At 67.1% G+C, this 24,102-nt stretch carries 26 protein-coding genes; 7 read left to right on the plus strand and 19 right to left on the minus strand.

The annotated features are described in order from the left end of the window. Positions 1-19: 19 nt before the first annotated feature. The 6 genes from C5B90_RS05690 to C5B90_RS05715 form a co-directional block, all read right to left on the minus strand. Positions 20-1,495, minus strand: a complete 1,476-nt coding sequence (locus tag C5B90_RS05690) for an LVIVD repeat-containing protein (RefSeq protein ID WP_115879781.1) — start codon at positions 1,493-1,495, stop codon at positions 20-22. 457 nt (positions 1,496-1,952) lie between these two features. After that, positions 1,953-2,921 carry an ROK family protein gene (locus tag C5B90_RS05695; RefSeq protein ID WP_058826702.1) on the minus strand — a complete coding sequence of 323 codons (969 nt, stop codon included), beginning with the start codon at positions 2,919-2,921 and terminating at the stop codon, positions 1,953-1,955. Positions 2,922-3,006: 85 nt separating this feature from the next. Next, positions 3,007-3,684: a TIGR00266 family protein gene (locus tag C5B90_RS05700; RefSeq protein ID WP_115879783.1), complete on the minus strand. Its 678-nt coding sequence runs from the start codon at positions 3,682-3,684 to the stop codon at positions 3,007-3,009. A 90-nt stretch (positions 3,685-3,774) separates the two neighbouring features. Further along, positions 3,775-4,233 (minus strand): universal stress protein, encoded by a 459-nt coding sequence (locus C5B90_RS05705; RefSeq protein ID WP_115879785.1) that lies wholly within the window; start codon positions 4,231-4,233, stop codon positions 3,775-3,777. A gap of 192 nt (positions 4,234-4,425) precedes the next feature. Further along, positions 4,426-4,806, minus strand: coding sequence for a DUF5611 family protein (locus C5B90_RS05710; protein WP_004969086.1), 381 nt, complete (start codon positions 4,804-4,806; stop codon positions 4,426-4,428). 70 nt (positions 4,807-4,876) lie between these two features. Continuing rightward, positions 4,877-5,899 carry a hypothetical protein gene (locus C5B90_RS05715; protein WP_115879787.1) on the minus strand — a complete coding sequence of 341 codons (1,023 nt, stop codon included), beginning with the start codon at positions 5,897-5,899 and terminating at the stop codon, positions 4,877-4,879. 104 nt (positions 5,900-6,003) lie between these two features. Here C5B90_RS05715 and C5B90_RS05720 point away from each other — a divergent pair, with 104 nt between their 5' ends. Together C5B90_RS05720 and C5B90_RS05725 are read left to right on the plus strand one after the other, a co-directional pair. Then, positions 6,004-6,303, plus strand: a complete 300-nt coding sequence (locus C5B90_RS05720; RefSeq protein WP_004044525.1) for a DUF6432 family protein — start codon at positions 6,004-6,006, stop codon at positions 6,301-6,303. Positions 6,304-6,443: 140 nt separating this feature from the next. After that, entirely contained in the window at positions 6,444-7,541 is a 1,098-nt protein-coding gene (locus C5B90_RS05725) for an aminomethyltransferase family protein (RefSeq protein ID WP_115879789.1), read from the plus strand. 22 nt (positions 7,542-7,563) lie between these two features. On the opposite strand, the gene C5B90_RS05730 is transcribed toward C5B90_RS05725, so the two are convergent. From C5B90_RS05730 to C5B90_RS05745, 4 genes are all read right to left on the minus strand, one after another. Then, entirely contained in the window at positions 7,564-8,646 is a 1,083-nt protein-coding gene (locus C5B90_RS05730; RefSeq protein WP_115879791.1) for a geranylgeranyl reductase family protein, read from the minus strand. 75 nt (positions 8,647-8,721) lie between these two features. After that, complete coding sequence (locus C5B90_RS05735; RefSeq protein WP_115879793.1) at positions 8,722-9,729, minus strand: hypothetical protein; 1,008 nt, start codon at positions 9,727-9,729, stop codon at positions 8,722-8,724. Between the two features lie 109 nt (positions 9,730-9,838). Next, positions 9,839-10,642 (minus strand): ABC transporter permease subunit, encoded by an 804-nt coding sequence (locus C5B90_RS05740; protein WP_115879795.1) that lies wholly within the window; start codon positions 10,640-10,642, stop codon positions 9,839-9,841. Beyond that, positions 10,635-11,645, minus strand: a complete 1,011-nt coding sequence (locus tag C5B90_RS05745) for an ABC transporter ATP-binding protein (protein ID WP_115879797.1) — start codon at positions 11,643-11,645, stop codon at positions 10,635-10,637. Before C5B90_RS05745 ends, C5B90_RS05740 begins: the two co-directional genes overlap by 8 nt. Positions 11,646-11,779: 134 nt before the next feature. Here C5B90_RS05745 and C5B90_RS05750 point away from each other — a divergent pair, with 134 nt between their 5' ends. Continuing rightward, positions 11,780-13,732, plus strand: a complete 1,953-nt coding sequence (locus C5B90_RS05750) for a COG1361 S-layer family protein (RefSeq protein ID WP_115879799.1) — start codon at positions 11,780-11,782, stop codon at positions 13,730-13,732. Between the two features lie 20 nt (positions 13,733-13,752). On the opposite strand, the gene C5B90_RS05755 is transcribed toward C5B90_RS05750, so the two are convergent. The 3 genes from C5B90_RS05755 to sepF all read right to left on the minus strand — a co-directional run bounded on the left by C5B90_RS05755 (position 13,753) and on the right by sepF (position 17,727). Continuing rightward, positions 13,753-14,175, minus strand: a complete 423-nt coding sequence (locus C5B90_RS05755) for a hypothetical protein (RefSeq protein WP_115879801.1) — start codon at positions 14,173-14,175, stop codon at positions 13,753-13,755. A 126-nt stretch (positions 14,176-14,301) separates the two neighbouring features. Next, positions 14,302-17,250: an excinuclease ABC subunit UvrA gene (gene uvrA / locus C5B90_RS05760; protein ID WP_115879803.1), complete on the minus strand. Its 2,949-nt coding sequence runs from the start codon at positions 17,248-17,250 to the stop codon at positions 14,302-14,304. Positions 17,251-17,370: 120 nt separating this feature from the next. Beyond that, complete coding sequence (gene sepF / locus C5B90_RS05765; RefSeq protein WP_004969075.1) at positions 17,371-17,727, minus strand: cell division protein SepF; 357 nt, start codon at positions 17,725-17,727, stop codon at positions 17,371-17,373. A 219-nt stretch (positions 17,728-17,946) separates the two neighbouring features. Here sepF and C5B90_RS05770 point away from each other — a divergent pair, with 219 nt between their 5' ends. Then, positions 17,947-18,627, plus strand: coding sequence for a DUF1028 domain-containing protein (locus C5B90_RS05770; RefSeq protein ID WP_115879805.1), 681 nt, complete (start codon positions 17,947-17,949; stop codon positions 18,625-18,627). Positions 18,628-18,669: 42 nt separating this feature from the next. Here C5B90_RS05770 and C5B90_RS05775 read toward each other — a convergent pair whose 3' ends face one another. Beyond that, positions 18,670-19,149, minus strand: coding sequence for an RNA-binding protein (locus tag C5B90_RS05775; protein WP_004969073.1), 480 nt, complete (start codon positions 19,147-19,149; stop codon positions 18,670-18,672). Positions 19,150-19,317: 168 nt separating this feature from the next. Here C5B90_RS05775 and C5B90_RS05780 point away from each other — a divergent pair, with 168 nt between their 5' ends. Together C5B90_RS05780 and C5B90_RS05785 are read left to right on the plus strand one after the other, a co-directional pair. Continuing rightward, positions 19,318-19,620, plus strand: a complete 303-nt coding sequence (locus tag C5B90_RS05780; protein WP_115879807.1) for a hypothetical protein — start codon at positions 19,318-19,320, stop codon at positions 19,618-19,620. 120 nt (positions 19,621-19,740) lie between these two features. Further along, positions 19,741-21,060: a ribonuclease R family protein gene (locus C5B90_RS05785; RefSeq protein ID WP_042661929.1), complete on the plus strand. Its 1,320-nt coding sequence runs from the start codon at positions 19,741-19,743 to the stop codon at positions 21,058-21,060. A 142-nt stretch (positions 21,061-21,202) separates the two neighbouring features. Here the strand turns inward: C5B90_RS05785 and C5B90_RS05790 are convergent, their stop codons facing one another. From C5B90_RS05790 to C5B90_RS05810, 5 genes are all read right to left on the minus strand, one after another. Next, positions 21,203-21,442 (minus strand): hypothetical protein, encoded by a 240-nt coding sequence (locus tag C5B90_RS05790; RefSeq protein WP_004065334.1) that lies wholly within the window; start codon positions 21,440-21,442, stop codon positions 21,203-21,205. 82 nt (positions 21,443-21,524) lie between these two features. Continuing rightward, positions 21,525-21,899: a hypothetical protein gene (locus tag C5B90_RS05795; protein WP_115879809.1), complete on the minus strand. Its 375-nt coding sequence runs from the start codon at positions 21,897-21,899 to the stop codon at positions 21,525-21,527. Positions 21,900-21,994: 95 nt separating this feature from the next. Beyond that, positions 21,995-22,195, minus strand: a complete 201-nt coding sequence (locus C5B90_RS05800) for a hypothetical protein (protein WP_115879811.1) — start codon at positions 22,193-22,195, stop codon at positions 21,995-21,997. Positions 22,196-22,480: 285 nt separating this feature from the next. Continuing rightward, a complete protein-coding gene (locus tag C5B90_RS05805) occupies positions 22,481-23,488 on the minus strand; it encodes a site-specific integrase (RefSeq protein ID WP_115879813.1) in 1,008 nt (335 codons plus the stop codon). A gap of 92 nt (positions 23,489-23,580) precedes the next feature. Further along, on the minus strand, positions 23,581-23,766 hold the full coding sequence (locus tag C5B90_RS05810; protein ID WP_115804460.1) for a ribbon-helix-helix domain-containing protein: 186 nt from the start codon (positions 23,764-23,766) through the stop codon (positions 23,581-23,583). Between the two features lie 110 nt (positions 23,767-23,876). Here C5B90_RS05810 and C5B90_RS05815 point away from each other — a divergent pair, with 110 nt between their 5' ends. Beyond that, positions 23,877-24,101 (plus strand): hypothetical protein, encoded by a 225-nt coding sequence (locus tag C5B90_RS05815; protein ID WP_115879815.1) that lies wholly within the window; start codon positions 23,877-23,879, stop codon positions 24,099-24,101. Position 24,102: the final 1 nt, after the last annotated feature.

The following is a 24,102-nucleotide window of genomic DNA, read 5'->3' on the forward strand; positions in this document are numbered from 1 at the left end:
CCATTGGAGTCGTTCGCCCTCAGTCGCGCCGCCCGCGACGACGGGCCAGCCAACCGGCGACGCCGAGGGCCGCCGCGCCGACGCCGAGTCCGAAGCCCGGCGCGTCGGTCGCCGAAGTCGACGTCGTAGATTCGGTGTCGGACGTGGGCGCAGCTGTCTCGTTTCCGGTCGGCGTCGGCGTGTTGACGAGCGACTCGGTGGTCGTGTCCGGGCCGAGGGGCGGCGGGTCGCGCTGGTCGCCGGCGTGGTCGGGGAACGTGTAGAGCGCGGGCGACGCGTCGCCGACGCCCCAACTCGACGCGACGAAGACGCCCTCGTCGGCGAATGGGTAGGCGTACTGCGCGGTCCAGAAACTCGCGCGCTCGGGGTCGCGCCACCACGCGAGTTCGACGGGGTCGGTCGGGTCCGACACGTCGTGGCGCTTGACGCCGCCGCGGTACCACGAGGTGTAGAGCCTGTCGTCGCGGAAGTCGAAGTTGTGCGCCGTGGTCCAGACGCCGCCGACCGTCGGGTCCGGACTGGCCGGCGGGTCGATGGTCGAGAGCCTCGTCGGCGTCGCCGGGTCCGAGACGTCCCAGAGTTCGACGCCGCTCGGCCCGCCGACGAGTTCGGTCGTCTCGTCGTCGCGGTCGACCTCGACAGCCCATGACTCGATACCGACGCCGAGGAGGTCACCGGAGTCGTCGGTGGCGACGTAGTGGTGGTTGCCGGGCGGCGTCCGCCCCTCGCGGCGGCGACCGCGGGCGGTCAGCCCCGACAGCGCTTCGGGGTCGCCAGGCGAGACAGACCCGAGGACCGACGGCGACTCGGGGTCCGAGAGGTCGACGAGCCACGTCCCGGCGTCCCAGAGGGCGACGTGCGCGACGCCCTCGCGGACCCACACATCGTGGACGGACCGGACCGAGGCGGGCACGTCGGCCCAGCGGTCGTCGGCGTCGACGACCGACCAGCGGCCGAGTTCGTCGCCGGTGTCGGTGTCGAGAACGACGAGTGGGTTCCGGTCGCCGTCGTTGGCGGTGAGGTACGCCCGGCCGTCGGCGGCGAAGCAGTTGTGGATGGGAAAGTCCGTCTCGTGGAAGGCGATTTCCTCGGGGGTCGCGGGCTCGGACACGTCGACGACGAGGACGCCCGCCGGCGCACCCGGAATCGGGTTGGCCGGGCCGACGACCAGAAGCGTGTCGCCGTCGAGTTTCGCGTCGTAGAGTCCGCGGAGGGGGCCGTCTTCGCGGTCGGAAAGCGGGTCGCGGCGCTCGGCGATGAGTTCCGGGCGGTCGGGTGCGGAGATATCGACGACGGCGTAGCCGCTGGTCGCGGCGACGAAGACGGTCTCGCCGTCGGCGGATACCACGGCCTCTTTCGCGCCGTCGATATCGATGCGACCCAGCGGCTCGAAGGGGCCGGGATGGGCGGTGACGGGGCGGGAACCGGCGACGGAGGCGACGGAGGCGGCGACCGCGCTCGCGCCGACGGTGCGGAGGAACTGGCGGCGGTCCACGGTGAGTCTGAGCGCGCCGAGGAGAAAAATCGGACGGAGGTCCTTGGGTAAGGGGAAGGCCTGAGGACCGGAGGAAAGCGGGGACCGCTCAGTCTGCACTGGGTTGCGTGAGAACTGAAGCGACGTCGATGGGGATGGGTGGGTGGGTGGGTGTGGATACCCCATCGGCGTCGATCGGTCGACGATGGTGGTGGGGGTTGTCGACCAGTCCCGTTCTAGGCTTCCGGTGGAACGCCCGTGCACCGTGCGGTTCGACGAGAACGGGAAGGCGCCGACCGGCGCGCCGAATGATTCGGCGTCGTCGGGTGCACATCACCGTGTTCCCGGACAGGGGTTATAAGACTGCGCCACCGAGTATCAATCGAGATAACTCGACGGCGGAGAGACGAAGCGCCGCGTTACAGTCGAGACCGGTCACCGGTGCCACCTGCGCCGAAACCCGTGAATCCTCGCGGCCTCACAGCCGCGAGCGGTCACCGGTGCCACCGGTCATCGCGCTCGCCAACGCCCCCTCGACCACGACTTCGTCGCCGAGCGTCGTCAGTTGAATCTCGGGGATGTTCGACATGACCATCTCGCTCATCTGCTCGCGGATGGGCTCTAACACGAGGTCCGGATTGTTGAGCGCGACCGCGCCGCCGACGTAGATGATAAGCGGCGCGTACGCGTGGACGATGTTGGCGACGCCCATCGCGTTCCAGTGGCCCAGTTGGTTGATGATGTGGTCGGCGAACTCGTCCTCGCCGGCGTGTTCGAACACGTCGACCGCGGAGAAATCGGGGTCAGAGACGGGAAGCGCGGTTTCCACGGGGTCTTCCTCGTGGAGTTCGCGGGCGTACTTCGGGATGTTGTTGCCCGAGCAGTAGCCCTCCCAGTGACCGTTGTGGCCGCATCCGCACGTCATGAAGCCGTTCGGGTCGAGCGTCAGGTGGCCGACCTCGCCGGCGTTACCGTCCCACCCGGCGAGGACGTGCCCGTCGACACAGACGCCCGCACCGATACCCGAGGAGATGGTGAGGTACACCATGTCGTCGGGGTTGCGGTCGGAGTGGAACCGCTCGCCGATAACCCCGGCGTTCGTGTCGTTGTGCAGGTACACCTCGTCCGTCTCCAAGAGCACCGAGAGGGGACCGGTCAGCGGGATTCGGTCGATGGTGTCCGGCAGGTTCGCCGGGTTCTCGACCGCGCCCTCGGCCAAGTCGAGCGGGCCGATAGCACCGATGCCGGCCGCGACCGCGTCGCTCGGGTCGATACCCGCCTCGGCACACGCCTCGCGGACGACGCCGAGGACCGCCTCGGTAATCGCGATTCCGGTCGGGCCGCGCGGAGTGTTATCACGGGCCTCTCCGAGGATAGTTCCATCGTCGTCGCCCACCACGGAACGGACGTTCGTCGCCCCCAGGTCGACGCCCACGTAGTACGCCATCGTTCCCATAGCGATGCGCCCTCCACTTAACTAAGCGGGATTCTCGGTAGATTTACTCGCCGCGATGTAAGTCGGTGGCCGCGGCCTACGCGGAGTTGTTGGTCGGGAGTTTGGGGATGAGCCACGAGAGGAACGAGTCCATGCTGCGCGACTGTATCCAGACGGTTCCCGGTCCGGTGAACGTACAGACGAGCCCCTCGCCGCTGAACAGGGTGGACTTCAGGCCGCCGACGCGCTCGACCGAGAAGCTCGTCGTCTCGTCGAAGGCGACGATGTGGCCGGTGTCGACCGTGTAACGCTCGCCCTCGCCGAGTTCGACCTCGTGGATGGCCCCGTAGCTCGACAGGAAACTGTCGCCGGTGCCGGTCAGTTTGAGCAGGAACAGCCCCTCGCTCCCGAAGAAGGTCTTCGCGCCGCCGAAAGAGGTGTCGAGGTCGAGCGCGGGGTCCGAGGCGATGTACGACCCGGACTGCACGTACAGGGTCTCGTCTTCGAGGGCGTGGTGGACGATGTCGCCCGGGAGCGGGGGCGCGAAAGAGACCTCGCCCGCCTGTCGGGCGCTGAACGTGTTCTGGAAGAACGACTCGCCGCCGAGGACGCTCCGTTTGAGCGACCCGAAGAGGCCGCCTTTCGCGTTCGTCTCGATGTCGATGCCGTCGGAGTAGCTGACCATCGCGCCGGCCTCCGACCGGAGCGACTCGCCCTCGTCGAGCGAGACGGTAAGGAGGGCGAACGACGGGCGGTAATCGATGGAGTGGTCCATGCGAGAGATGACGGTGCGCTAAGATATGTAGTTGCCTGCGAAGTCGGTTCCCCGACAGTCCACTCCGTCAGTCGCGCCGCCTGCAGGTCGTCACTTGGTGTCCGCGCGGACGAACGTCACGGGACACGACGATTCGAGCATGACCTCCTGTGCGACGCTCCCGAAGACGGCCTTGCCGGTCGGCGAGCGCTTTCGACCGCCGACGACGAGGCGGTCGGCGTCGACCTCGCCCGCGAGTTCGACGAGTTTCTCGCCGTGGTGGCCGACTCGGCCGTGGACGACGTAGTCGATGTCCGCCTCGTCGAAGCGCCGCGTGAGCTCGCGGACGATGGCGTGTCGTCGGGCCACGTCGTCCGCGGAGACCTCCTCTGCCGTGATGTCGAAGTCGAGGTTGTCGAGGGCCTCGTCGTACTCGTCTCTCGTGAAGACGTGTCCGATGACGACCGTCGCGCCGGTCGGTCCGGCCACGTCGATCGTCTCCTCGGCGAGTCTGTCGATGCGCTCGGCGTCGCCCGCGCCGACCGCGAGCAGGATAGTTTCGATAGCCATACCAGCCCGTTCGTCCCGGTATCACTTAACCGTGCCGGGAGTTTTTACTCACATTCGAAATAAAAATTCGTGTTCGTGGCTGGCGAAGTCGCTGTCAGCCGGAGCGTCACGTGCTAGCACTATGTACGTTTCGCCGGCGGTGCGGCCGCTCGACGAGTGGGTGCGCGAGAAAATCGAACCGCGTCGGACGGCTCAGACGTCGGGCGCGTCGTCTTCGACCGCGCGCTTCATCGAGTCGCGGCGGGACTTCGCGTCGCGGCCCGTCGCCTCGAGGAGGAAGTCGTTCTTCGCGCTGACGGCCTCGCCCGCGGCTTCGAGGTCCTCGGGAGCGAGGTCGGCCGGGTCGGCCTCCTCGAAGTTGACCGCGAGCTTGTCCTTCTTGCCGCTGTACTTGACCGCGCCGGCGACGATGCGGGTGAACACGGGGTTCTTGGGTTCGCCGACGACGTAGAGGTCGCTTCCTTTGAACTCCTCGGTGCCGGTGATGGGGCCGAAGTAGTCCTCGACCGTCGCTTTCATGTCCGGAATTCGCTCTTCGAGCGTCTCCCCACGACGCATCTTGTACTCCTTCATGGACGCCTTTTCGACAGGGGATGGTTTACCTGTTTCGCGACTCTGCGACGCCTGCGAGGGCGTGCCGCGGTCAGGATTCCCGCTCGGCGATGTAGCCCTTTTTACACTCGGGGCAGATGTCGCCGGCCCGCATCGACGACGAGGACGCGCCGCGGGCGTGCCCGCAGTTCGGACAGTAGTACTCGACGGCGTCGTCGGGGGCCTCGTTGCCGACGTTCGACTCGTCGGCGCGGACGAAGTCGTCTTCCTCCGCCTCGACGTACTGACCGTTCGACTGCTGGCTTGGCGAGCTGTTGCCCTCCGGGGCTAGGCCGCCGCCGAACGAGACGGAGACGGGTTCGCCGTCGTCGGGCTGGGCGTTCCATCCCTCGTCGTCGCCCGGCGCGTCGGGCCACGCGCCGCGTTCTCGCTCTCGGGGCTGTTCCGACTCCGCCGCGTCGGCCTCGACGCCCGCCTCGGCGTCCGCGTCGATGAACTCCGCGTCGTCGCCGTCGGCCGGCGGCGTCGGGTCGTCGGTCTCGACCTCGTCGACCTCGTCGGGCCACTGCGTCCGGTCGCGGGTGGCCGACTGCTCCTCGTCGTCGTCGAGGATGATGCCGTCGTCGGTCACCGGCGGGGCGTCGACGCTCCCGGCGTCGTCGGCCGTGTCCGGCCCGCCTGCGGGTTGGGCGTCGGCGGCGTTCGCGGTCTCGGCCGACTGTTGCGCCGCGGGGTCCGGGTCTGGGTCCGGGTCCGCGCCCGCGTCGACGTCCGCAGCAGCGTCGGTGGCTGCGGCGTCGACCTCGGCCTGCGTCTCCGCGTCCGGAGCCGTCTCGATGGCGGCGTCCTCGGCGTCGGAGACGCCGGGCTTCGGGTTCGCCGGTTCGAAGCCCGCGGCCGCGGTCTCGACTTCGCCCTCCGTCATCCCGACCTCCTCGGGCGTTCGGATGGCCGTGACCTCCTTGTTCTCGCTGATTACCTGTTCGTGTCCGCACCGCGAACAGACCTGTATCTCCCGAATCGAGACGACCACCTCGTCGCCGCGTTCCTCGCGCTCCCGTTCCGTCTCGGGGTCTCCGTAGGAGTGCCCGAGAAGACGGCAAGTAAGTCCCATTACGCGAGGATTCCGGGGTTCGGAAACAAAAAGGTACCCCCTGCCTGTCGGACGCCCGTCAGACGGGCGGTACAAGTAAACAGGAGGCGAACGATGTACCCGCTATGAGAGCGAGGCGGGAGTTCCGGAACCGCCGCGACATCGAGGTCGCGGTGCTCGACGCGCTCGTCGACCGCCACGACGAGGGAATGACGGTGTTCGAACTCCGTGCCGCCGTGGACGCCGACATCGACACCATCGAGGAGGCGCTGTCGGCGCTGAAAGACGAGAGCCTCATCGTGGTCGAGGAGGCCGACACGGGGGTACTCATCCACGCCGACGAGCGCGTCGTTCCGGACCCGAGCGAAGCCGTCGAAGAGGACGCATCGCTGTTCGAGAGACTCCGCGAGCGGTTCGGACTCTGAACGCGGCGACGCGGAGCACAGGCTGTTTTGACTACCTGTCCATCGGTCGGTGACCGACGCCGGGTCGGCCCCGCGCCGAAAGCCGGGCGAGTCGTCCGGGAGTGGGAGGGTTTTACGCGCCGAAGGCGAAACGGGGTGTAATGACACTCGTCGCCGACATCCACGAGGCACACGGTGCGACGTTCGAGACGCGCGGCGGAATCGAGGTCGTGAGCCACTACGGCCGCCCCGAGCGGACCCACCGCGCCGTCAGAAACGGCGTCGGCGTCATCGAACACGGCTACGGCGTGGTCGTCGTCGAGGGCGAAGACCGGGTCGACTACGTCGATAACGCGGTGACCAACACCGTCCCCGACGAGGACGGAGAGGGCGTCTACGCCCTGCTGTTAGACCCCGACGGCCGCATCGAGACGGAGATGTACGTCTACAACGCGGGCGAGCGACTGCTGATTTTCACTCCGCGTGACCGCGCGGAACCGCTCGTCGAGGAGTGGCGTTCGAAGACGTTCCTCCAGCGCGTGAAAATCCGCGACGCCTCCGACGAGTTCGGCGTCTTCGGCGTCCACGGCCCGCAGTCGACCGAGAAGGTGGCGAGCATCCTCTCGGGGGCGGGCGCACCGGAGCCCGAACTCTCCTTCGTCCGCGGCTCCATCGGCGGCGAACTCGGCGTCACGGTCGTCGCCTCCGACAACCCGACCGGCGAGGAGGGCTACGACGTCATCTGCCGCGCGAAGGACGCAGAAGACGTGCTCGACGCGCTCCTGTTCTACGGCAACCCCTCCGTCCCCGTCGGCTACCAGACGTGGGACAGCCTCACCGCCGAGGCGGGCACGCCGCTCTTCGAGTCGGAACTCCGCGGCAACGTCCCGAACGTCGTCGGCGTCCGCAACGCGCTCGACTTCGACAAGGGCTGTTTCGTCGGTCAGGAACTCGTCTCGAAGATAGAAAATCGCGGGCAGCCCTCGCGCCGACTCGTGGGCTTCCGCGCCGACGACCTCCCCGACTCGGGTGCCGAGGTCTCGGCGGACGGCGAGCCGGTCGGCACCGTCACCCGCGCCGTCGAGAGCCCAATGCTCGAATCGCCCATCGGCTTCGCGCTCGTGGACTACGGCCTCGACGCCGACGCCCTCGAAGTTGTCGTCGACGGCGACCGCGTCGGTGCGACCCGCGAGTCGCTCCCGTTCGTCGAGGGGAGCGCGGTGTCGGCGCGGATTCCGACGTATCCGGGCGAGAACTGAGCGGGGCGTCCGGGGTCAGTTCTCAGAACAGTTTCTTCAGGTGTTCGCGCGAGAAGAACGAACTCGGCTTGTCCATGTGGACGCCGATTTCGCCAGACAGCGACCGGAGGCCGACCCGCTGGAGCCACTCGGGGAAGGAGTAACACCGGCGCACGAGGTGGCCCAGCCGAATCTCTCGTGAGAGTTCGTCGCGCCACGCGTCCTCGTAGGCCGACAGCGTCTCTGGGTCGTCGGGGTCGATGGTCGACGCGGCGATGTCGGCCGCGGTCATCCCGTAGAGGATACCGCCGCCGGTGAAGGGCTTAGTCTGCGCGGCCGCGTCGCCGATGAGGAACGCCCGGCGGGTCGTCGTCCGGTCCGGCGGGCCGATGGGGATAGCTCCCGAACAGAAGTGCTCTGTCTCGACGTCGTAGGTGTTCGTGAGCGCGTCGAACATCTCGTTGACCTCAGCGCCCGGTGGGGCCGCGAGGCCGTACTCGACGCCGGCGTCACCGCGGGGGATGCGCCACGCGAAAAAGCGCGGGACCGTGAGGTGCACGTCCACGAAGTCGCCGTCGTCCGGGTCGGGGTCGAACGCGAGGACGCCGTGGAGCGTCTCCGACGGTTCGGGGAGGTCGAGCGCTCGGCGGACCCGCGAAGTCGGACCGTCACATCCGGCGACCATCTTCGACTCGAACTGGACGGTGCCGGCCTCGCCGGCCACGCTGGCGGTCAGTCGGACCCGGTCGTCGAGTTCCTCGACGGCGGTGACGGTGTGTCTCTCGCGCACGTCGGCACCGGCGTCGCGGGCGCAGTCGGCGAGGGTGCGGTCGAGTTCGACGCGGTCGATGACGTTCGAGACCTCGCTTTGCTTGTAGAACGGGTAGGCCTTCGAGTTCGGGCCGCCGACGCGGAAGTTCGCCCCGTAGATGCGGTTCTGAAACAGGCGGTCGCGCGCCTCGTCGGGGACGTACTCCCAGATGTCGGTGCTGACGTGGCCGGAGCACGCGAGGGGCGTCCCGACCTCGCCTTTCTCCAGCGCGAGCACGTCGTAGCCCGCGTCGGCCGCGCGGCGGGCGAACCGCGCGCCGGCGGGACCGACGCCGACGACGGCGAAATCGTACATGGTTGGGCGTTGCCGCGCCGACCCATGAATCTTCTCGCTTCGGGCGACGGCGCGAACCGACCGAAAAACGCCCGACTACTCGACGACCGCCAGTCCCGCCGCGGTTCGCCGCGTCCCATCCCACGGGACCTCGATTCGGTCCCACGAGTCGCCGAAGTCGGCCGTTCGGTAGAGGCCGCGGTCGTTCGCGGCGTAGCACTCGCCGCCGGTTCGTCCGGCGGCCAGAACCGCGCGCGTCGCGCCCGGTCCGGTCGGCAGTCCGGTCTCGGCGAGGCGCTCCCACGAGTCGTCGCCGTCGCCCGGCGAGCCCCGCCGGCGGTAGAGGTACGCCGCCGCCGACTCGACTCGGTGGGCGCGCATCGGCCCGGAGGCGGCCGTCAGGAGCACCGAGTCCGGGTCCGCGGGGTCGACGACGACGCTCCAACAGTAGCCGTGGCCGAGCCCCTCGGTCGGCGTCGTCCACGTCTCGCCCGCGTCGTCGGTCTCGGCGTAGCCGTCGCCCGCGGCGACCCAGACGCGGCCCGGTCGGTCGGGGTGCGTCGCCATCGAGTGCGTGTCTCGCTTGCTCGACGGCACGCGGTCTTGCCACGTGTCGCCGCCGTCGAGCGAGCGGACGAACGCCCCGGCTTCGACCGCGACGAACAGCCGGTCGGGGTCGGTCGGGTCCGGCTCTATCCAGCGGACGTGGTGGGTGTGCGGGCGGGGCGGGAACGCCCACGACGACGCCGAATCGAGGTCCGAAAGCGGCGTGAGTTCGGCCCACGTATCGCCGCCGTCGCGGGAGCGGAAGACGGCCGAGGGTTCGGTGCCGGCGTAGACCACCTCGGGGTCGGCCGGGGAGACGGCGAGGCTCGTCACCGATTCGGGGAGCACGTCGGTGCCAACCGCGTGCCACGACGCCCCGCCGTCGGTCGTTCGGAAGACGCCGGCGTCGAAGGTTCCGCAGAACGCCCGGTCCGGCGCGCGCGGGTCGGCCGCGACGCATTCGATTCGGTGCTCGCCGAGGCGCCGTCGTGCGGTCGAGTCGTCCGGCGACCCCGAGACCGCGAGAACCGCGCCGTTGGCGGCGGCGTAGAGATGCATGGGAGACGTAGGCGCTCAGCGGTGAAAAAGCGACTCGCGCGGGTGGTGGACCGAATGGGCGGGCGGGCGGCCCGCCCGCACCGGCGAGGACGGCGACGAGAGACGGCGGCTACGACAGGTCCCGCCGCTCGAACACCTCGGCCGCGAGGACGACGAGGACGCACGTCACGGCGACGAGGACGGCGATGCCGCCCCAGTCAATGTCGCCGGCGACGAGGAGTTCGCCGGGGTCGAGATAGCGCGTGAGCGACAGGGCCCCGAGGAACTCGTAGTCGGTGTCGATTGTCAGGGAGTCGAGGAGGAACGTCCCGAAGACGACGCCGATGGCTGCGCCCTGCGCCCGGCGGACGCGCCCGAAAAACGCCGACGCGAGGAGGCCGACGGCGACGCAGGCCACGAGGTAGAGACCACCGACGGCGTGGACCGCGAGGAGACGAGTGAGGTGAATCACCTCGTCGATGAGGCCCGCGCCGACGACGACGGCCGCGAGGAGCGCGAGGTCCACGACGGCGACCGCAGGGAGCATCGCGAGGAACTTGCCGACGACGAACCGGGTGCGTGAGACGGGCCGGACGAGGACGAGTTCGACCGACTGGCGGTCGACCTCGCCGGCGACGAGCGACCCCGCGGCGTAGGCGAAGTAGCTCCCGACGATGAGGAGCCAGACGAGTTGGTAGAGTTCGACCACGAGGTAGCCCTCGAGCGAGGAGATGTCGGTGACACTCCCGACGAAGGCCGCCTGAAACTCCACGGGGTACGACTCCAGCAGTTCGGCGAAGTCGATGTCGGACTCACCGAACGACGGGAAGACGGCGATGGTGAGCCCCGCCGTCGCCACGAGAAGCGCGCTGACGATGGCGAGACCGCGCCGACGCCGGGCGAACTCGAAGGCCGCGATGTCGATTTCACGCATCCGCGGACTCCTCGGCATCGGCGGACGACGGCTCCGCGGTGTCCTCGGCCTCGCCCGGCTCGTCGTCGGTGACGGCGCTGTCGCCGGCGGCAACACCGTCTTCTGCGCCCTCGCCGTCGTCCTCGTCGTAGAAGTGCATGAAAACGTCCTCGATGGCCGTCTCGCGGACTTCGAGGTCGTCGATACGATAGCCTTCGAGCGCGTCCACGAGGGCGTCGTAGTTGCCCGAGGTGACGAGTCGGAGCGAGCCGTCCGGTTCGATGCGGGCGTCGATGGTCTCCGGGAAGTCGAAGTCGGCGAGGTCGATGGCGTCCGGCGACTGGACCGTGACGACCTTGCCGCTTCGGGCGAGCAGGTCGTCGATGTCCTCGACGACGACGAGGCGACCATCTCGGATGATGGCGACGCGGTCGCAGACCTCGCGGACCTCGCCGAGGATGTGCGTCGAGAAGAACACCGTCACCCCGCGGTCGCGCTCCTCGCGGAGGAACTCGTAGAACTCCTGTTGGACGAGGGGGTCCAACCCCGAGGTCGGTTCGTCCATCACGACCACCCGCGGGTCGTGCATGAACGCCTGTACGATGGCGAGTTTCTGCCGATTACCCCGCGAGTAGGCCCGGACCGGCCGGTCGAGCGGCACCGGAAAGCGGTCGAGGAGTTCGTCGCGGCGGTCGTCGCCGGAGAGCCCGGCAAAGTAGTCGAGGGTCTTGCGGCCGGTCACGTCGTCGTAGAACCGCGGGTCGCCGGGGATGTGGCCGACGCGGGCGAGTACGTCGAGGAAGGCCGCGCGGTCGTCCACCGGCACGCCGAGGACGCTCGCCGTGCCGTCGGTCGGTTTGAGCAGGCCGAGGAGGAGGCGAATCGTCGTGGATTTCCCCGCGCCGTTGGGGCCCAGGAAGCCGAACAGTTCGCCCTCCGAGACCGAAAGCGACAGCTCCTCGACGCCGCGAACGTCCCCGTAGAACTTGGTCAGACCGTCGATGTCGATGGCGGGGACGGACATACCCACACCTAGGCGCGCGCCGAACGTATCCCTTGCGTGACGTTACCACCGACTGAGAGCCGAGCGTGTTGTTAAGCTTACATGCCACGTATCTAGAGCGACTGAAGCGGGGCCACCCGCCGGTCTCTCTCACCATGACTCGTCGTTTCCGGCGGGCGAGCGCGGCGCTCCTCGCCACGCTACTGGTCCTCTCCGCCCTCGCTGGCGCAACCGGGAGCGCCGCGGCCGCCAGTCGGGTGACCGGGAGCCCTGACCTCTCGATTATCGCGCCAGAGAACCGACTCGTCGCCGGCACCGAGACCGCAGTCGAGGTGTTTGTCGTCAACAGCGGGACGGTCACCGACGACGGCCCCGAGGAGTACGAGGCGCTCGTCCAGACGGCGCGCGCGCTGACCATCCGCGGCGAGTCGAACGGCCCCATCACCGTCGTCAGCGGCGAGGTCCCCGTCGGAACCGTCCCCGAGGGCGTCTCCGGGCCGGCGTCGCTCCGCCTCCGCGTCGCCGAGGGCGCGCGACCCGACACCTACGAGGTCCCCGTCGAGTTCACCTACGACTACACCGCCTCGGTGTACGTGGACGGCGAGACGGTCCGGACGACCCACCGGAGCCGGACCATCACGCGGACGCTCGAAGTCGTCGTGGAGCGCCGGCCCGCGTTCGCGGTCCGGGCGGTCGACGCCGCCCTCGCGGTCGGCGACAGCGGGACCCTCGCAATCGACATCGAGAACGTCGGCCCCGTCGGGGCTACGGACGCGACCGTGACCGTCACCTCGACCGACCCGGAGATAACGTTCGGGAGCGGCGTCGCCTCCGCCGAGACCTTCGTCGGCGAGTGGGAGGCGGGCGCGACAGAGCGCGCGACCTTCCGCGCCCGCGTCGCCGACGACGCCATCGTCCGCAACTACTCGGTCGAGTTGACCGTGAGCTACCGCGACGAAGACGGCCAAGCGCGGACCTCGCGGACGGTCGTCGCCGGGGTGCGACCGACCCGCGGGGCCGACTTCGAACTCGCGGACGTGGACGCCGCGGTCGCCGTCGGCGACACCGGCACCCTGACGCTCGAACTCGTGAACGTCGGCGACGCGACCGCCGCGGCGACGACCGTCGGCGTGACGTCGGCCGACTCCGAGGTGACCTTCGGGGCCGGCGCGCCTGCCGCGGAGGCCTACGTCGGCGCGTGGGAACCCGGCGAGACGAGGCGCGTGAGCTTCCGCGCCCGCGTCGCCGACGACGCCCTCGATCGACCCTACTCGCTCGACGTGGCCGTCTCGTTCCGCAACCCCAACGGCGACCGGAAGACCCAGTCGCTCGTCGCCGGCCTCGACCCCGGCGCTGGGCCGGCGTTCGCCGTGACGGTCGAAGAGAGCACGCTCAGAGTCGGCGGCGTCGGCCGCGTCGTCGGCACCGTCGAGAACGTCGGCGGGGCCGAGGCTCGAGACGTGGTGCTCCGCCTCGAAACCGACGACCCGGCGCTGACGCCGACGGACCTCGACGTGACCGTCGGCACGCTCGCGCCCGGCGAGGCCGCTGAGTTCGAGTACGCCATCGGTCTCGCCGCGGGCACGACACCGGGGACGCGTCGGCTCCCGTTCGTGGTCGAGTACCGGCCGCCGGGCGACGAACTGCGCGCGGCCGACCGGACCGACGTGCTCGCGGCGGTGAGCACCGGCGACCCCGCCGTCGCGGTCGAACCGCGGAACGCGACGTTCGAGGTGGACTCGACCGGCCGACTCGTCCTCGCGGTGACGAACACCGAGTCGACGCCGCAGACCGACGTGACGGTCAGACTCGTCGCCGAGGAGCCGCTTTCGAGCGAGGACGCCGTCGCGTTCGTCCCGCGACTCGACGCCGGCGAGACGCGCCTCGTCGTGTTCGACCTCGAAGTGAGCGGCGACGCCGTCCCGAAGACGCAGGTCGTCGGCGTCGAGGTGAGCTACGAGGACGACGCCGGCCGACAGCTCTCGACGGGCACCCAGCGGGTCGCCGTCGAGGTGGTCGAACCGGCGACGACGTTCCCCCTCTTCCCGGCGCTCGTCGTGGTCCTCGCGCTCGCGGGCGTCGGCTACTGGTGGTACCGTCGGCGCTGAAAAAAACAGTCGGCGCGCGCTCAGTCGTCAGCCGGCGACGCGGGACCGGGCATCTCGCCGGGCGTCGTCGGCTCGCTCACCCACGCCTGCCACGCCATGATGAGCATGGAGACGATGAGACAGACTCCCCACAGGAACGTCGTCGGAATCAGGAACATGAGTCCGAACCCGACGCCGATCCAGATAGTGAGCGGCAACAGCCACTGGCCGACGACGAACAGTCCACTCACCGCGGCCCGGAGCCGCCCCGTCAGCGCGAACGCGTCAACCGCGAACCCCATCACGACCGCGAGAATCGAGAGCACGCCCAAGTGCGCGTGCCCGCCCACCAGCCACGACGGCACGCCTCCCGATTCCAGCAGCGTGTACTGGTACAGCCCCACCACCATCATCGTCGCGAGCCCGAGGAATCCCGACGTTTTGAGTATGCGTGACATACACATGATTCTGACGTGAAACGATAAGAAATGTCTTTCCCAGAGTAGTTCGATTGTCGAAAGACAGCCGCCTGCGAGCGACCGTCGGCGCGAAACGGACGTCGAAAACGGAACTCCACGGCGACGGCCGGCTCAGTCGTCGTTCGCCACTTTCGCGGGCTTGCGGCGGTCCGAGCGCGGGCCCTCCTCGTCCACGTCGGGGAGGTAGTCGCGGAGGTACCGGCCCGTGTGGGAGTCGGGGTTCTCGGCGATCTCCTCGGGCGTGCCGCTGGCGACGATAGTTCCGCCGCCCGCGCCGCCCTCGGGGCCGAGGTCGACGATGTGGTCGGCGTTCTTCACGAGGTCGAGTTCGTGTTCGACCACGAGGACGGTGTTGCCGTTGTCGACGAGGCGCTGGAGCACCTCGATGAGCTTTCGCTCGTCTTCCTTGTGGAGGCCGGTCGTCGGCTCGTCGAGCAGGTAGAGCGTGTCGCCGGTCTGCTTCTTGCCGAGTTCCTCGGCGAGTTTGACGCGCTGGGCCTCGCCGCCGGAGAGCGTGGTCGACGGCTGGCCGAGTTGCATGTAGCCGAGGCCCACGTCGTGGAGCAGTTGGAGGCGGCGGCGAATCTGCGAGTTCGCCTCGAAAAAGTCGAGCGCCTCGTCGACTTCCATGTCGAGCACGTCGGCGATGGTCTTGTCCTTGTACGTCACGTCGAGCGTCTCGGCGTTGTAGCGCGCGCCGTTACACTCCTCGCAGGGCACGTACACGTCCGAGAGGAAGTTCATCTCGATTTTGACGTTGCCCTGTCCCTTGCAGGCCTCACAGCGGCCGCCCTTGACGTTGAAGGAGAATCGGCCCTTCTCGTAGCCGCGCTGTTTCGAGAGCTTCGTCTCGGCGAACAGCTCGCGGACGTAGTCGAAGACGCCGGTGTACGTCGCCGGGTTCGACCGCGGGGTGCGGCCGATGGGCGACTGGTCGATGAGCCGCACCGTCTCGATTTCGTCGTAGCCCTCGATGGCGTCGTGCTCGCCGGGGTCGACGGAGGTATTGTCGTTCATCCGCCGGGCGAGCCCCTTGTAGAGAATCTCGTGCATCAGGGTGGACTTGCCCGACCCCGAGACGCCGGTGACGGCCGTGAACGTCCCGAGGGGAATCGGCACGTCGAGGTCGTCGAGGTTGTGCTGGCGCGCGCCGCGGATGACGAGTTCGCCGTCGCCCTCGCGGCGGCTCTCGGGCACGTCAATGTCCTTGCGGCCCGAGAGGTAGTCGGCCGTGATGGAGTCGTCGGCCGCGACGATGTCGTCGAAGTCGCCCTGCGCGACGACCTCGCCGCCGCGCTTGCCCGGGCCGGGGCCCATGTCGATGATTTCGTCGGCCCGGCGCATCGTCTCCTCGTCGTGTTCGACGACGATGAGCGTGTTACCGAGGTCGCGGAGGCCTTCGAGCGTGTTGAGCAGTTTGTCGTTGTCGCGCTGGTGGAGGCCGATAGACGGCTCGTCGAGGACGTAGAGGACGCCCACGAGGCCGGAGCCGACCTGCGTGGCGAGGCGGATGCGCTGGGACTCGCCGCCCGAGAGCGTGGCGGCCTCGCGGTCCAAGGTGAGGTATTCGAGGCCGACTTCGGTCATGAAGCCGAGGCGGGCGCGAATCTCCTTGAGAATCTCCTGTGCGATGGTCCGGTCGCGCTCCGAGAGGTCGCTTTCGAGGCCCTCGAAGTGTTCGAGCGCGCCCGCGATGGTCATGCGGTTGACCTCGGGGAGCGTCGTGCCGCCGACGCGGACGTGGCGGGACTGCTCTTTGAGCCGCGACCCGTTGCAGTCGGGGCAGGTCGTGACGGCCATGAACTCCTCGATGTGGTCGCGCGTCCGGTCGGAGTCGGTCTCGACGTGGCGGCGTTCGAGGTTGCCGACGACGCCCTCGAAGGGGTGTTCCTTGTGGCGCGTGCCGTTTTTCGTCGTCCACTCGAACACCACGTCCTCGGTGGTGCCGAACAGGAAGGCGTCCTGCACCTCGTCGGAAAGCTCCTCGAACGGCGTGTCCACGCTGACGCCGAAGTGGTCGGCGACGTTGTCGAGCTGGCGGCGGTAGTACGTCCGGTTGTAGCTCCACGGCTCGAAGACGTGCTTGAGCGGCTTCGACGGCTCGGTGACGACGAGATCGGGGTCGACCTCCTTGGCCTTGCCGAGGCCCTCGCACTCCGGACAGGCCCCGTGGGGGCTGTTGAACGAGAACGACCGCGTCTCGATCTCCGAAAAGCGGAACGACGAGTTCGGGTTGCCGAGTTCCTCGGAGAACTCGACGACGAGACGGTCGTCGCCCTCGCCCGCGAGCGACCCGGTCGAACGGGTGTTGGAGGCGAAGGGGAGGTCCTCGGGCGGGTCGGGGACGATGAGTTTGAGGACGCCGCCGGCCTCGTCGAGGGCGGTCTCGACGGAGTCGGCGATGCGGGAGCGCGCCTCGGGCGCGACCTTCACGCGGTCGACGACCACGTCGATGGTGTGGTCGTAGTTCTTGTCGAGTTCGGGCGTCTCGAACGAGAGGTCGAACTCCTCGCCGTCGACCTCGACGCGGGCGTAGCCCTCGGAGACGAGGTCCGAAAACAGGTCCTTGAACTCGCCTTTCTGGTCGCGGACGACCGGCGCGACGACCTTCGCACGGGTGCCCTCGGGGAGTTCGAGAATCTGGTCGACCATGTCCTGTGCGGACTGCTCGCCGACCTCCTCGCCCGTGATGGGGTCGTACTGGGTGCCGACGCGGGCGTACAGGAGGCGGAGGTAGTCGTGGAGTTCAGTGACGGTCCCGACGGTCGACCGAGGGTTGTTGGCCCCGTTCTTCTGGTCGATGGAGATGGCGGGCGAGAGGCCCTCGACGGCCTCGACTTTCGGCTTGTCCATCTGGCCGAGGAAGTTCCGCGCGTAGGCCGAAAGCGACTCGATGTACCGCCGCTGGCCCTCCGCGTAGACGGTGTCGAACGCGAGGGAGGACTTGCCTGACCCCGACAGGCCGGTGACGACGGTGAACGTCTCGCGGGGGATGCGAACGTCGAGGTTCTTGAGGTTGTGCTCTTCAGCACCGCGAACCTCGATGTAGTCCTTGCTCATTCGGACGACTCTAGGAACGAGAGGACCGAATAGGCATCGGTTCGGGCCGTTCGAACCGCATCGCTCGCGTCTGCGAGTCGGGGAGAAACCGGCGCGTAAGCGGGGTGTCGTCCGCCGCCGTCAGCCGTTGAGCTTCTGCCGCGAGATAGAGATGCCCGTGGGCGTGATGACGATTTGGTCGTCGCCCTTCTGGACGATGTCGCCGTCGACCTCGCGCGCGACCTGCCGGAGGTCGTCGATGATGTGTTCCATCGTGTTGTCGGAGGTCGTGTGGCGGGTGATGTCCGCGATGACCAGATTACCGTCGTAGACGGCGTCCTTGATGGCGATAACGTCCTGCTGGCCGCCGATTTCGGCGATGTGAACCGAGAGTCCGGCGTCGCCGCGAGCGGTGTCGAAGTCGTCGAGGTCGAGTTCGACGTAGTCCTCGGTCGTTCGGGAACCACCACCACCGAGAATCTTACTCATGATACCCATAGGACGTAGAGAGGCCACAACGGGGTTAGTTCTTACGTCAGACGACTATCGGTTTTTAGACACTTCTTCCCCCGGCGACCCGACGAATCGACGGCAGTACCGCCACACGAGGACGGTGTCGCGGGGGGCGTCAATTCCCGTTGACGGCCGACGCGCGCGCCGGGCGCGGCGTTTCGCCGGGTGTTTTTACCTCGCGGCGCGCGGGAGCAGACGAACACGATGACCTTCAGCATCTGCGTCCGCGAGTCGTACGTCGACGCCGACGGCGACGACCAGGACCGCTTCGGCGTCGCCGTGACGACCCGCCTCCCGGGGGTCGGCGCACTCTGTCCGTTTGCAAGTGAACACGGCGCGGTGGCGACACAGGCGCTGACGAACGTCGAACTCGGGGAGAAGGGGATGGACTACCTCGAAGACGGTCTCGCCGCCGACGACGCCCTACAGGCGCTGTTGAACGCCGACGACGGGCGGGCGGAGCGACAGCTCCACGGCGTCGGCTCCGAGACGACGTTCGCCTTCACCGGCGACGACTGCCTCGGCTGGGCGGGCCACCGCGAGAGCGACGACTACACCGTCGCGGGCAACCTGCTCACGGGCGCGGAAGTCGTCGAAGCCACCGCCGACGCGTACGAGCGGAACGCCGAGGGCGACGAACCGCTCGCGAAGAGGCTCATCGACGCGCTCGGCGCGGGACACGCCGCGGGCGGCGACAAGCGCGACGACCTCGATATCCAGAGCGCGGCCGTCGTCGTGACCTCGACCGAGGACCGCGAGATGGAGCCGTACTACAACGACCTCCGCGTCGACGCGACCGAGACGCCGCTGCGCGACCTTCGAGAGACGTTCTCGATGGCGCGTGAGGGGTACGAGGCGGCGCTGGAGAAGTACGCAGAAGAGTAGCGAGAGTTCTGAGCGCCGAGGCCTGAGACCGCGGCGGTCGGCTCAGACCGAGAACTCGAAGAGGTCGTCGCCGACGTGGTGGATGGACTCGACGACCTTGCCGGAGTCGCCGACGAGGTCCGCACCGTCTTCGAGCGCGCGGCCCACGGCGAGCACCTTGCCGTGGGTCTCCTCGGCGATGACGACGAGGTCGCCCGCCTCGATGGTGTCGTCGGCCTCGGTGATGCCGGGGCGCATCACGTCGGCCCCGCTGGAGACGAACGAGACCGCGCCTGCGTCGACCGTGACGACGTTCGTCGTCGGCGGGAACTGGTTCGCGCCCTTGACCGTGAGAAACGGCTGGTCGTCGACGTACATGACTGCCGGCTCGCCGTCGACGAGGACGACCTCGTAGTCGGCGTCGGCGAACTCGACCGCCTCGAACGCGTCGCCGTCGAGGGCGACGCCGAGGGACGATTCGATGGAGTCGCACAGCGCGTCGATTTCGTCGCTTCGGAGGTGGTGGCGAGACTTGACCTTCATACCGGGTCGTGGACGCTCACGGCCGATAAATCGACCGCTCCGCATCGAGTGGTCGGCGACGCCGCCCGGAGTCTGACGGGCGCGACCCGACCTGCCCCGTTGATGTCTGACGCGCGTCAGACTGTGACAGGATAAACTGCTAAGTACGATTGGGTCTACTCCAACGATATGTGGCGCTCCCGGACGAACGGGGACCGGAAACGTGTCGTGTGCATCGCATGCGGTGACGCGGTCCTCCGGTCGGCGGCGCGCGAGTACGACAAAGAGGGGAACCGCTGGGAACGGCACGGCAAGCGGTTCGAACACCTCTGTAAGGCCTGTTATCGGGGGCTCTGTCACCAGCCCCGCGAGGAGCTCGAAGGCCTCCTCATCGACATCGAAGAACACAGCATCTCCAACGAGGAGTTCCTGCTTCGCTACTTCGACGCGGTCAAAGAGCGGTACGAATCGCCCGGCGAGCGCGGCCGCTGAGGACGTAGCCGTCGGACCGTCGCCAAGGCGGCCGAGGTCGTGGTCGCGAGCGATATCGTTTCCTTCTGGTCGCGGGTCGTGCCCGACACTCATTTCTCCCTGCCCCGTCTAGTCGGGGCTATGTCAGACGACGCGCAGGCGTACGCCGGGACCGCCGAAGGGCAAGGACCGGTGGAGATAGACGCCGAACTCGCGCGACACCTCCAGAACAAGCGCGAGGACCTGTTCGAGGAGTTCGAGATTCGAGACAAGTTCCCGCCGGAAGTCCTCTCGGAGGCGCGTGCGCGCACCGACGGCGTCCACGAGGAGATCGAAGACGAGTTGGAACACCGCAAGGACCTCCGAGATCTCACGACGTGGACGACAGACCCCGTCGACGCCCAGGACTTCGACGACGCCCTGAGCATCCGCGAGAACGAGGAGACGTACACGCTGTGGGTCCACATCGCCGACGTGACCCACTACGTCCACCCCGGCTCGGAGATGTGGGCCGAGGCCGTCAAGCGCGGGAACACCGTCTACCTCCCCGCCTACACCATCCACATGCTTCCGCCGGCGCTGGCCGAGACGGTCTGTTCTCTCGTCCCCGAGGAGGACCGCCTCGCCCACACCGTCGAGATGGAGATCAAGAAGGACACGCTCTCGTTCGAGTCTATCGACATCTACAAGTCCGTCATCCACTCCAACGAACGGCTCACCTACACGCAATGTGAAAACCGGCTGGAAGACCCCGACCTCCCCCTCCACGAGGAGAACTCCCTCGTCTTCGACCTCGCGGACCAACTCCACGAACAGCGCAAGGAAGACGGCTCGCTCGTTCTCAACCCGAGCCGGGACCGCGCCCACACCATCATCGAGGAGTGCATGCTGAAGGCGAACAAGGCCGTCACGCACGAACTCATGTGGAACCGCGGCGTCGAGGCGATGTACCGCGTCCACCCGCAGCCGACTCCCGACCAGTGGGACAAGGCGCTCCGCGAAATCACCGAACTCGACGGCGTGAGCATCAAGTCCACGTCGTGGGACGAACCGCGGAAGGCCGTCAACGACGCCTTGGAGAGCGCGAACTCCCGCACGCTGAACAAGATTCAGCGCGCCGTGCTGAAGGTCATGCCCCGCGCGAAGTACATGAACGACCCCTTCGGCGGCCACTACGCGCTCAACTTCGACATCTACGGCCACTTCACCTCGCCCATCCGGCGGCTGTCGGACCTCATCAACCACTGGATCGTCCACGAAAACGACGTGCCCGAAGACCTCGTCGAACTCTGCGACCGCGCCTCGGACCGTCAGAAGGACGCCGAGACGGCCGAGCGGCTCTATAAGCAGTTCCTCCAAGAGGTCGGCTTAGACCCCTACGCCGTCAACAACCGCGGTATCGTCACCGTCGACGACGACGGCGAGGTCATCGACGAAAACGGCCTCCCGCCGCGCGAATAACCGAGACGGGCACTCGTCGCGCAACTACTCGTTTTTGGCCGACGAGAACTCACCGGCCGCTACTGGCGAGATGGGCGCGGAGTGACGGACTCGTAACTGAGAGACTGAAGCGGTAGACCGCGTCCCACCGTCGTCGGCCGCGTTACTCCTCTTGTTTGTGCGTGAACAGCAGCACGTCGCCGTCGTGCTGGGTCACACAGAGGTCGAGCATCATGCTCAGTTCGAGACTGTTGTAGTCGTTTTCGCAGACGACCAAGTCGTCGAACGGTTTCTCACAGGCCGGACAGGCGATAGAGACGGTGTTCTGGTAGGTGGTGACGCCGCCGCTCGACTCGTAGGGCGTGAGCGACGACCGGAGTTCGTCGAGTTCCTCGTCGTTCATGGACGTGTTGTGCGCGCGGCGTGCGTATAATTCTTCACGGTCGGACACCGGTCACCGTCAGAGACGACTCACGATTCTCGACTCACGGCTGCCCGGCGTCGTCCAACCCACAGGCCCACCGGAAGTGCGGGTGGACCCACGACAACCCCGCCGCGTTGGCCTCAACCCACGACGACGGGTCGCTCAGCCGACGCGACAGCACCTCCGCGCGCTCTTCATGCGTTCCCTCCCGGTCGAAGGGTATCAGTTCGAGCGTCCGCGACGCGGGGTTGAAGAAGACCGCCCGCTCGGTGTCCTCATCGAGTCCGACCAGCCGCGACCCGTTGGCGTCCTTCTGGAGGAGCGCCTGCGCCATCCGGTGTTGGTGGACCCCGCGGCGCGTCTCGCGGAGTTTCGAGACGATGGCTCGAAAGAGGGCCGTCGGGTCCGACGGGGGTTCGCCTCGTCGTGTTTCCATACCGACGGCCTCGGAGCGAGACGGTAAGAGGGTCCGCCATGAGCGGGGTGAAAGTGTAGGATTCAGCGGAAGTGAACGCTCGGTAATCGATGCCGCTACGGAGAGTAACGCTTGAACAGCGGGACGAACGGTTTGAGGAGGACGAGCCCGACTCCGAGAAAGACGTAGAGCGTCGCTTCATCCGGGAGCCCAAACTGACGAAGACCCAGCGTAACTCCGAGTGCGATGAGAACGTAAACCCAAAAGACTGCGACGACCGGACCGTATCCCTGGGTTGACGCCGGTGTCTCGAACATTGGTCGCTCTTGACGCGTGGTTAGTGAAAGTCTTGTGCCAGAACTGACGGGGAGTCGGTTCCGGTACCTTGGTGATTCAAATCCCCGCTCAGACAGTCACGATTTCGATGATACTGAGGTGTCGAGACGGAGTCCTACGGACTCACGTCTCTCCGGACGGTGTCGTCAGAAAGTAGTGGACTCGCGGGGTCCCCACGAGCGAAGCGAGTGGGGGCAAGCGAGTCCATTGACTGAGGGAGTGAAACGACCGAAGGAAATGGACTCGCGGGGGAGTGTTAGTTGGGTTCATGATGGCAGGTGTTCCTTTCTGACTTCCATTTTCTCGCGGGCGGTGCGCGCGTCGTAGTGCTGGTACAGGATTTCGAGCGACACGTCGGAGCGTTCCGAGATGATTTCCGGCTCGACATCCCGCGACAGGTAGTGCGTGATGTGTCCTCGACGAACCGCGTGGGGCGACTTCGACGACGGACACTTGTTCGGCAACCCGTGCGTGCCGCGGGCTTCGCAGGCCGATGGGTCACGGTCGTGTGGGCAGGGAAGGCCGTACTCACACGGTTGGGTTGCCTTGTTGACGATCTTGTACAGGGTGTCGCCCGTGATACGCCCGTAGCTCGTGGTGATGAGCGGACGACGCCCGTAGTCGTCGGTGACTTTGTGCCGGTTCTCGCTGATGTACTCCTGCAGGATGCGCATCCATTCAGGACCGATGAACACCCACCGTTCGCCCTTGTTCCCGTTCTTCAGCGGGGTATCGGACTCGGGTCGGTGGACGATCTGAATGGCGTGCTCGTCTTCGTTGAGGTCGCCAACATCCAGCCCGCGGACGGTTCCGCGGCGCATCCCCGTCCGCCAGATGAGCGCCATGACGGCGTGCATCCGGCTCGCGTAGTGGTAGCGGTCCAGATACTCCAGAATCGTCTCTGCAGTATCCGGCTCCAGATGGATGTCGCGCGCCTCGGCTCCGTCGGGGAGTTCCGGCGCATGTAGCTTCTCGCGCAGTCCGTCCTCGACGGCGTCCAGGTCGCTCCAGAAATCGAGCGCCATGCGGACGCTACTGAGTTGCTTCTGGAGCGTGATGGGCGCGATATCGCCCTGACGCCACGTAACGAAGTCGTTGAGCTTCCGTCCGGTGAGGTCGTTGAGGTTGTCGATGCCAGCGACCTCGCACCAGCGGAGGAAGTGATTCAGCCGTGTCTTCGCGTTCTGCAGGGTCGACTCGCGGACGCTCGGCTCGCGGTAGGCGATGAACCGCTCGACGCCGTCCTCCGGAGAGAGTGGTTCGAGGTCAGTCACTCGAATACCTCCCGAACGGCAGTCTTACGTGCCTCGCGCCGCTGTCTGTCTTTGGGGGAGTGGGTACTTTCCAAGGCCTCCAGTCCCCCCTTCTAAGCGTCTACCTGTGGACTCTCGGTGAGCCGCAGGTCTGGTTCATCGAATGGCGAATCTGGAGCTTGCTGAATGAGGTGACGGACGTACTCGGCACGACTCATTCCGTAGTTCTTGCTCTGCTCGTCGACTTTCTCGACCATCTCTGGCGGCATCGAGATGGTGACATTGACTGATAGCGCCATGCGTTCGACAGTATGTAAGCACCGTACTTATTACTTACTTCCTTACTGACTGTAGTGCTTAGATACTTTCTCCCTAAGGTATTCACTCATTGACTTACTAATTGAATACTATGAGTGCAACCTACGACAACGGGAATGGTGGGTCCCGAAATATTTCGATCAAGGTCGACGACGACTTTGTCGAGGACTTTGACCGCGCCCTGAAGCAGGGACAGATCGAGGGTGACCTCCCGTTGGATATGTCTCGGAGTGAGGCGATTCGCCGACTGATGCGGAAAGCAATTGATGACCCAAGTCTGTTAGCGGAGGAAGATAAAAGCGAGAAGTCCCCATAAA

This window comes from Haloferax sp. Atlit-12N (assembly GCF_003383095.1).
In the GTDB taxonomy this organism is placed as follows: Archaea; Halobacteriota; Halobacteria; order Halobacteriales; family Haloferacaceae; genus Haloferax.

Excerpts from the sequence above, each read along its gene's own strand:
- C5B90_RS05770 (WP_115879805.1), top strand. The coding sequence starts at position 17,947 with ATGACCTTCAGCATCTGCGTCCGCGAGTCGTACGTCGACGCCGACGGC.
- C5B90_RS05785 (WP_042661929.1), top strand. The coding sequence starts at position 19,741 with ATGTCAGACGACGCGCAGGCGTACGCCGGGACCGCCGAAGGGCAAGGA.
- C5B90_RS05705 (WP_115879785.1), bottom strand. The coding sequence starts at position 4,233 with ATGGCTATCGAAACTATCCTGCTCGCGGTCGGCGCGGGCGACGCCGAG.
- C5B90_RS05710 (WP_004969086.1), bottom strand. The coding sequence starts at position 4,806 with ATGAAGGAGTACAAGATGCGTCGTGGGGAGACGCTCGAAGAGCGAATT.
- C5B90_RS05800 (WP_115879811.1), bottom strand. The coding sequence starts at position 22,195 with ATGTTCGAGACACCGGCGTCAACCCAGGGATACGGTCCGGTCGTCGCA.
- C5B90_RS05745 (WP_115879797.1), bottom strand. The coding sequence starts at position 11,645 with ATGTCCGTCCCCGCCATCGACATCGACGGTCTGACCAAGTTCTACGGG.
- C5B90_RS05795 (WP_115879809.1), bottom strand. The coding sequence starts at position 21,899 with ATGGAAACACGACGAGGCGAACCCCCGTCGGACCCGACGGCCCTCTTT.
- C5B90_RS05700 (WP_115879783.1), bottom strand. The coding sequence starts at position 3,684 with ATGGACCACTCCATCGATTACCGCCCGTCGTTCGCCCTCCTTACCGTC.
- C5B90_RS05725 (WP_115879789.1), top strand. The coding sequence starts at position 6,444 with ATGACACTCGTCGCCGACATCCACGAGGCACACGGTGCGACGTTCGAG.
- C5B90_RS05815 (WP_115879815.1), top strand. The coding sequence starts at position 23,877 with ATGAGTGCAACCTACGACAACGGGAATGGTGGGTCCCGAAATATTTCG.
- C5B90_RS05790 (WP_004065334.1), bottom strand. The coding sequence starts at position 21,442 with ATGAACGACGAGGAACTCGACGAACTCCGGTCGTCGCTCACGCCCTAC.
- C5B90_RS05740 (WP_115879795.1), bottom strand. The coding sequence starts at position 10,642 with ATGCGTGAAATCGACATCGCGGCCTTCGAGTTCGCCCGGCGTCGGCGC.
- uvrA (WP_115879803.1), bottom strand. The coding sequence starts at position 17,250 with ATGAGCAAGGACTACATCGAGGTTCGCGGTGCTGAAGAGCACAACCTC.
- C5B90_RS05720 (WP_004044525.1), top strand. The coding sequence starts at position 6,004 with ATGAGAGCGAGGCGGGAGTTCCGGAACCGCCGCGACATCGAGGTCGCG.
- C5B90_RS05695 (WP_058826702.1), bottom strand. The coding sequence starts at position 2,921 with ATGGCGTACTACGTGGGCGTCGACCTGGGGGCGACGAACGTCCGTTCC.
- C5B90_RS05750 (WP_115879799.1), top strand. The coding sequence starts at position 11,780 with ATGACTCGTCGTTTCCGGCGGGCGAGCGCGGCGCTCCTCGCCACGCTA.
- C5B90_RS05810 (WP_115804460.1), bottom strand. The coding sequence starts at position 23,766 with ATGGCGCTATCAGTCAATGTCACCATCTCGATGCCGCCAGAGATGGTC.
- C5B90_RS05715 (WP_115879787.1), bottom strand. The coding sequence starts at position 5,899 with ATGGGACTTACTTGCCGTCTTCTCGGGCACTCCTACGGAGACCCCGAG.
- C5B90_RS05735 (WP_115879793.1), bottom strand. The coding sequence starts at position 9,729 with ATGCATCTCTACGCCGCCGCCAACGGCGCGGTTCTCGCGGTCTCGGGG.
- sepF (WP_004969075.1), bottom strand. The coding sequence starts at position 17,727 with ATGGGTATCATGAGTAAGATTCTCGGTGGTGGTGGTTCCCGAACGACC.
- C5B90_RS05755 (WP_115879801.1), bottom strand. The coding sequence starts at position 14,175 with ATGTGTATGTCACGCATACTCAAAACGTCGGGATTCCTCGGGCTCGCG.
- C5B90_RS05730 (WP_115879791.1), bottom strand. The coding sequence starts at position 8,646 with ATGTACGATTTCGCCGTCGTCGGCGTCGGTCCCGCCGGCGCGCGGTTC.
- C5B90_RS05780 (WP_115879807.1), top strand. The coding sequence starts at position 19,318 with ATGTGGCGCTCCCGGACGAACGGGGACCGGAAACGTGTCGTGTGCATC.
- C5B90_RS05775 (WP_004969073.1), bottom strand. The coding sequence starts at position 19,149 with ATGAAGGTCAAGTCTCGCCACCACCTCCGAAGCGACGAAATCGACGCG.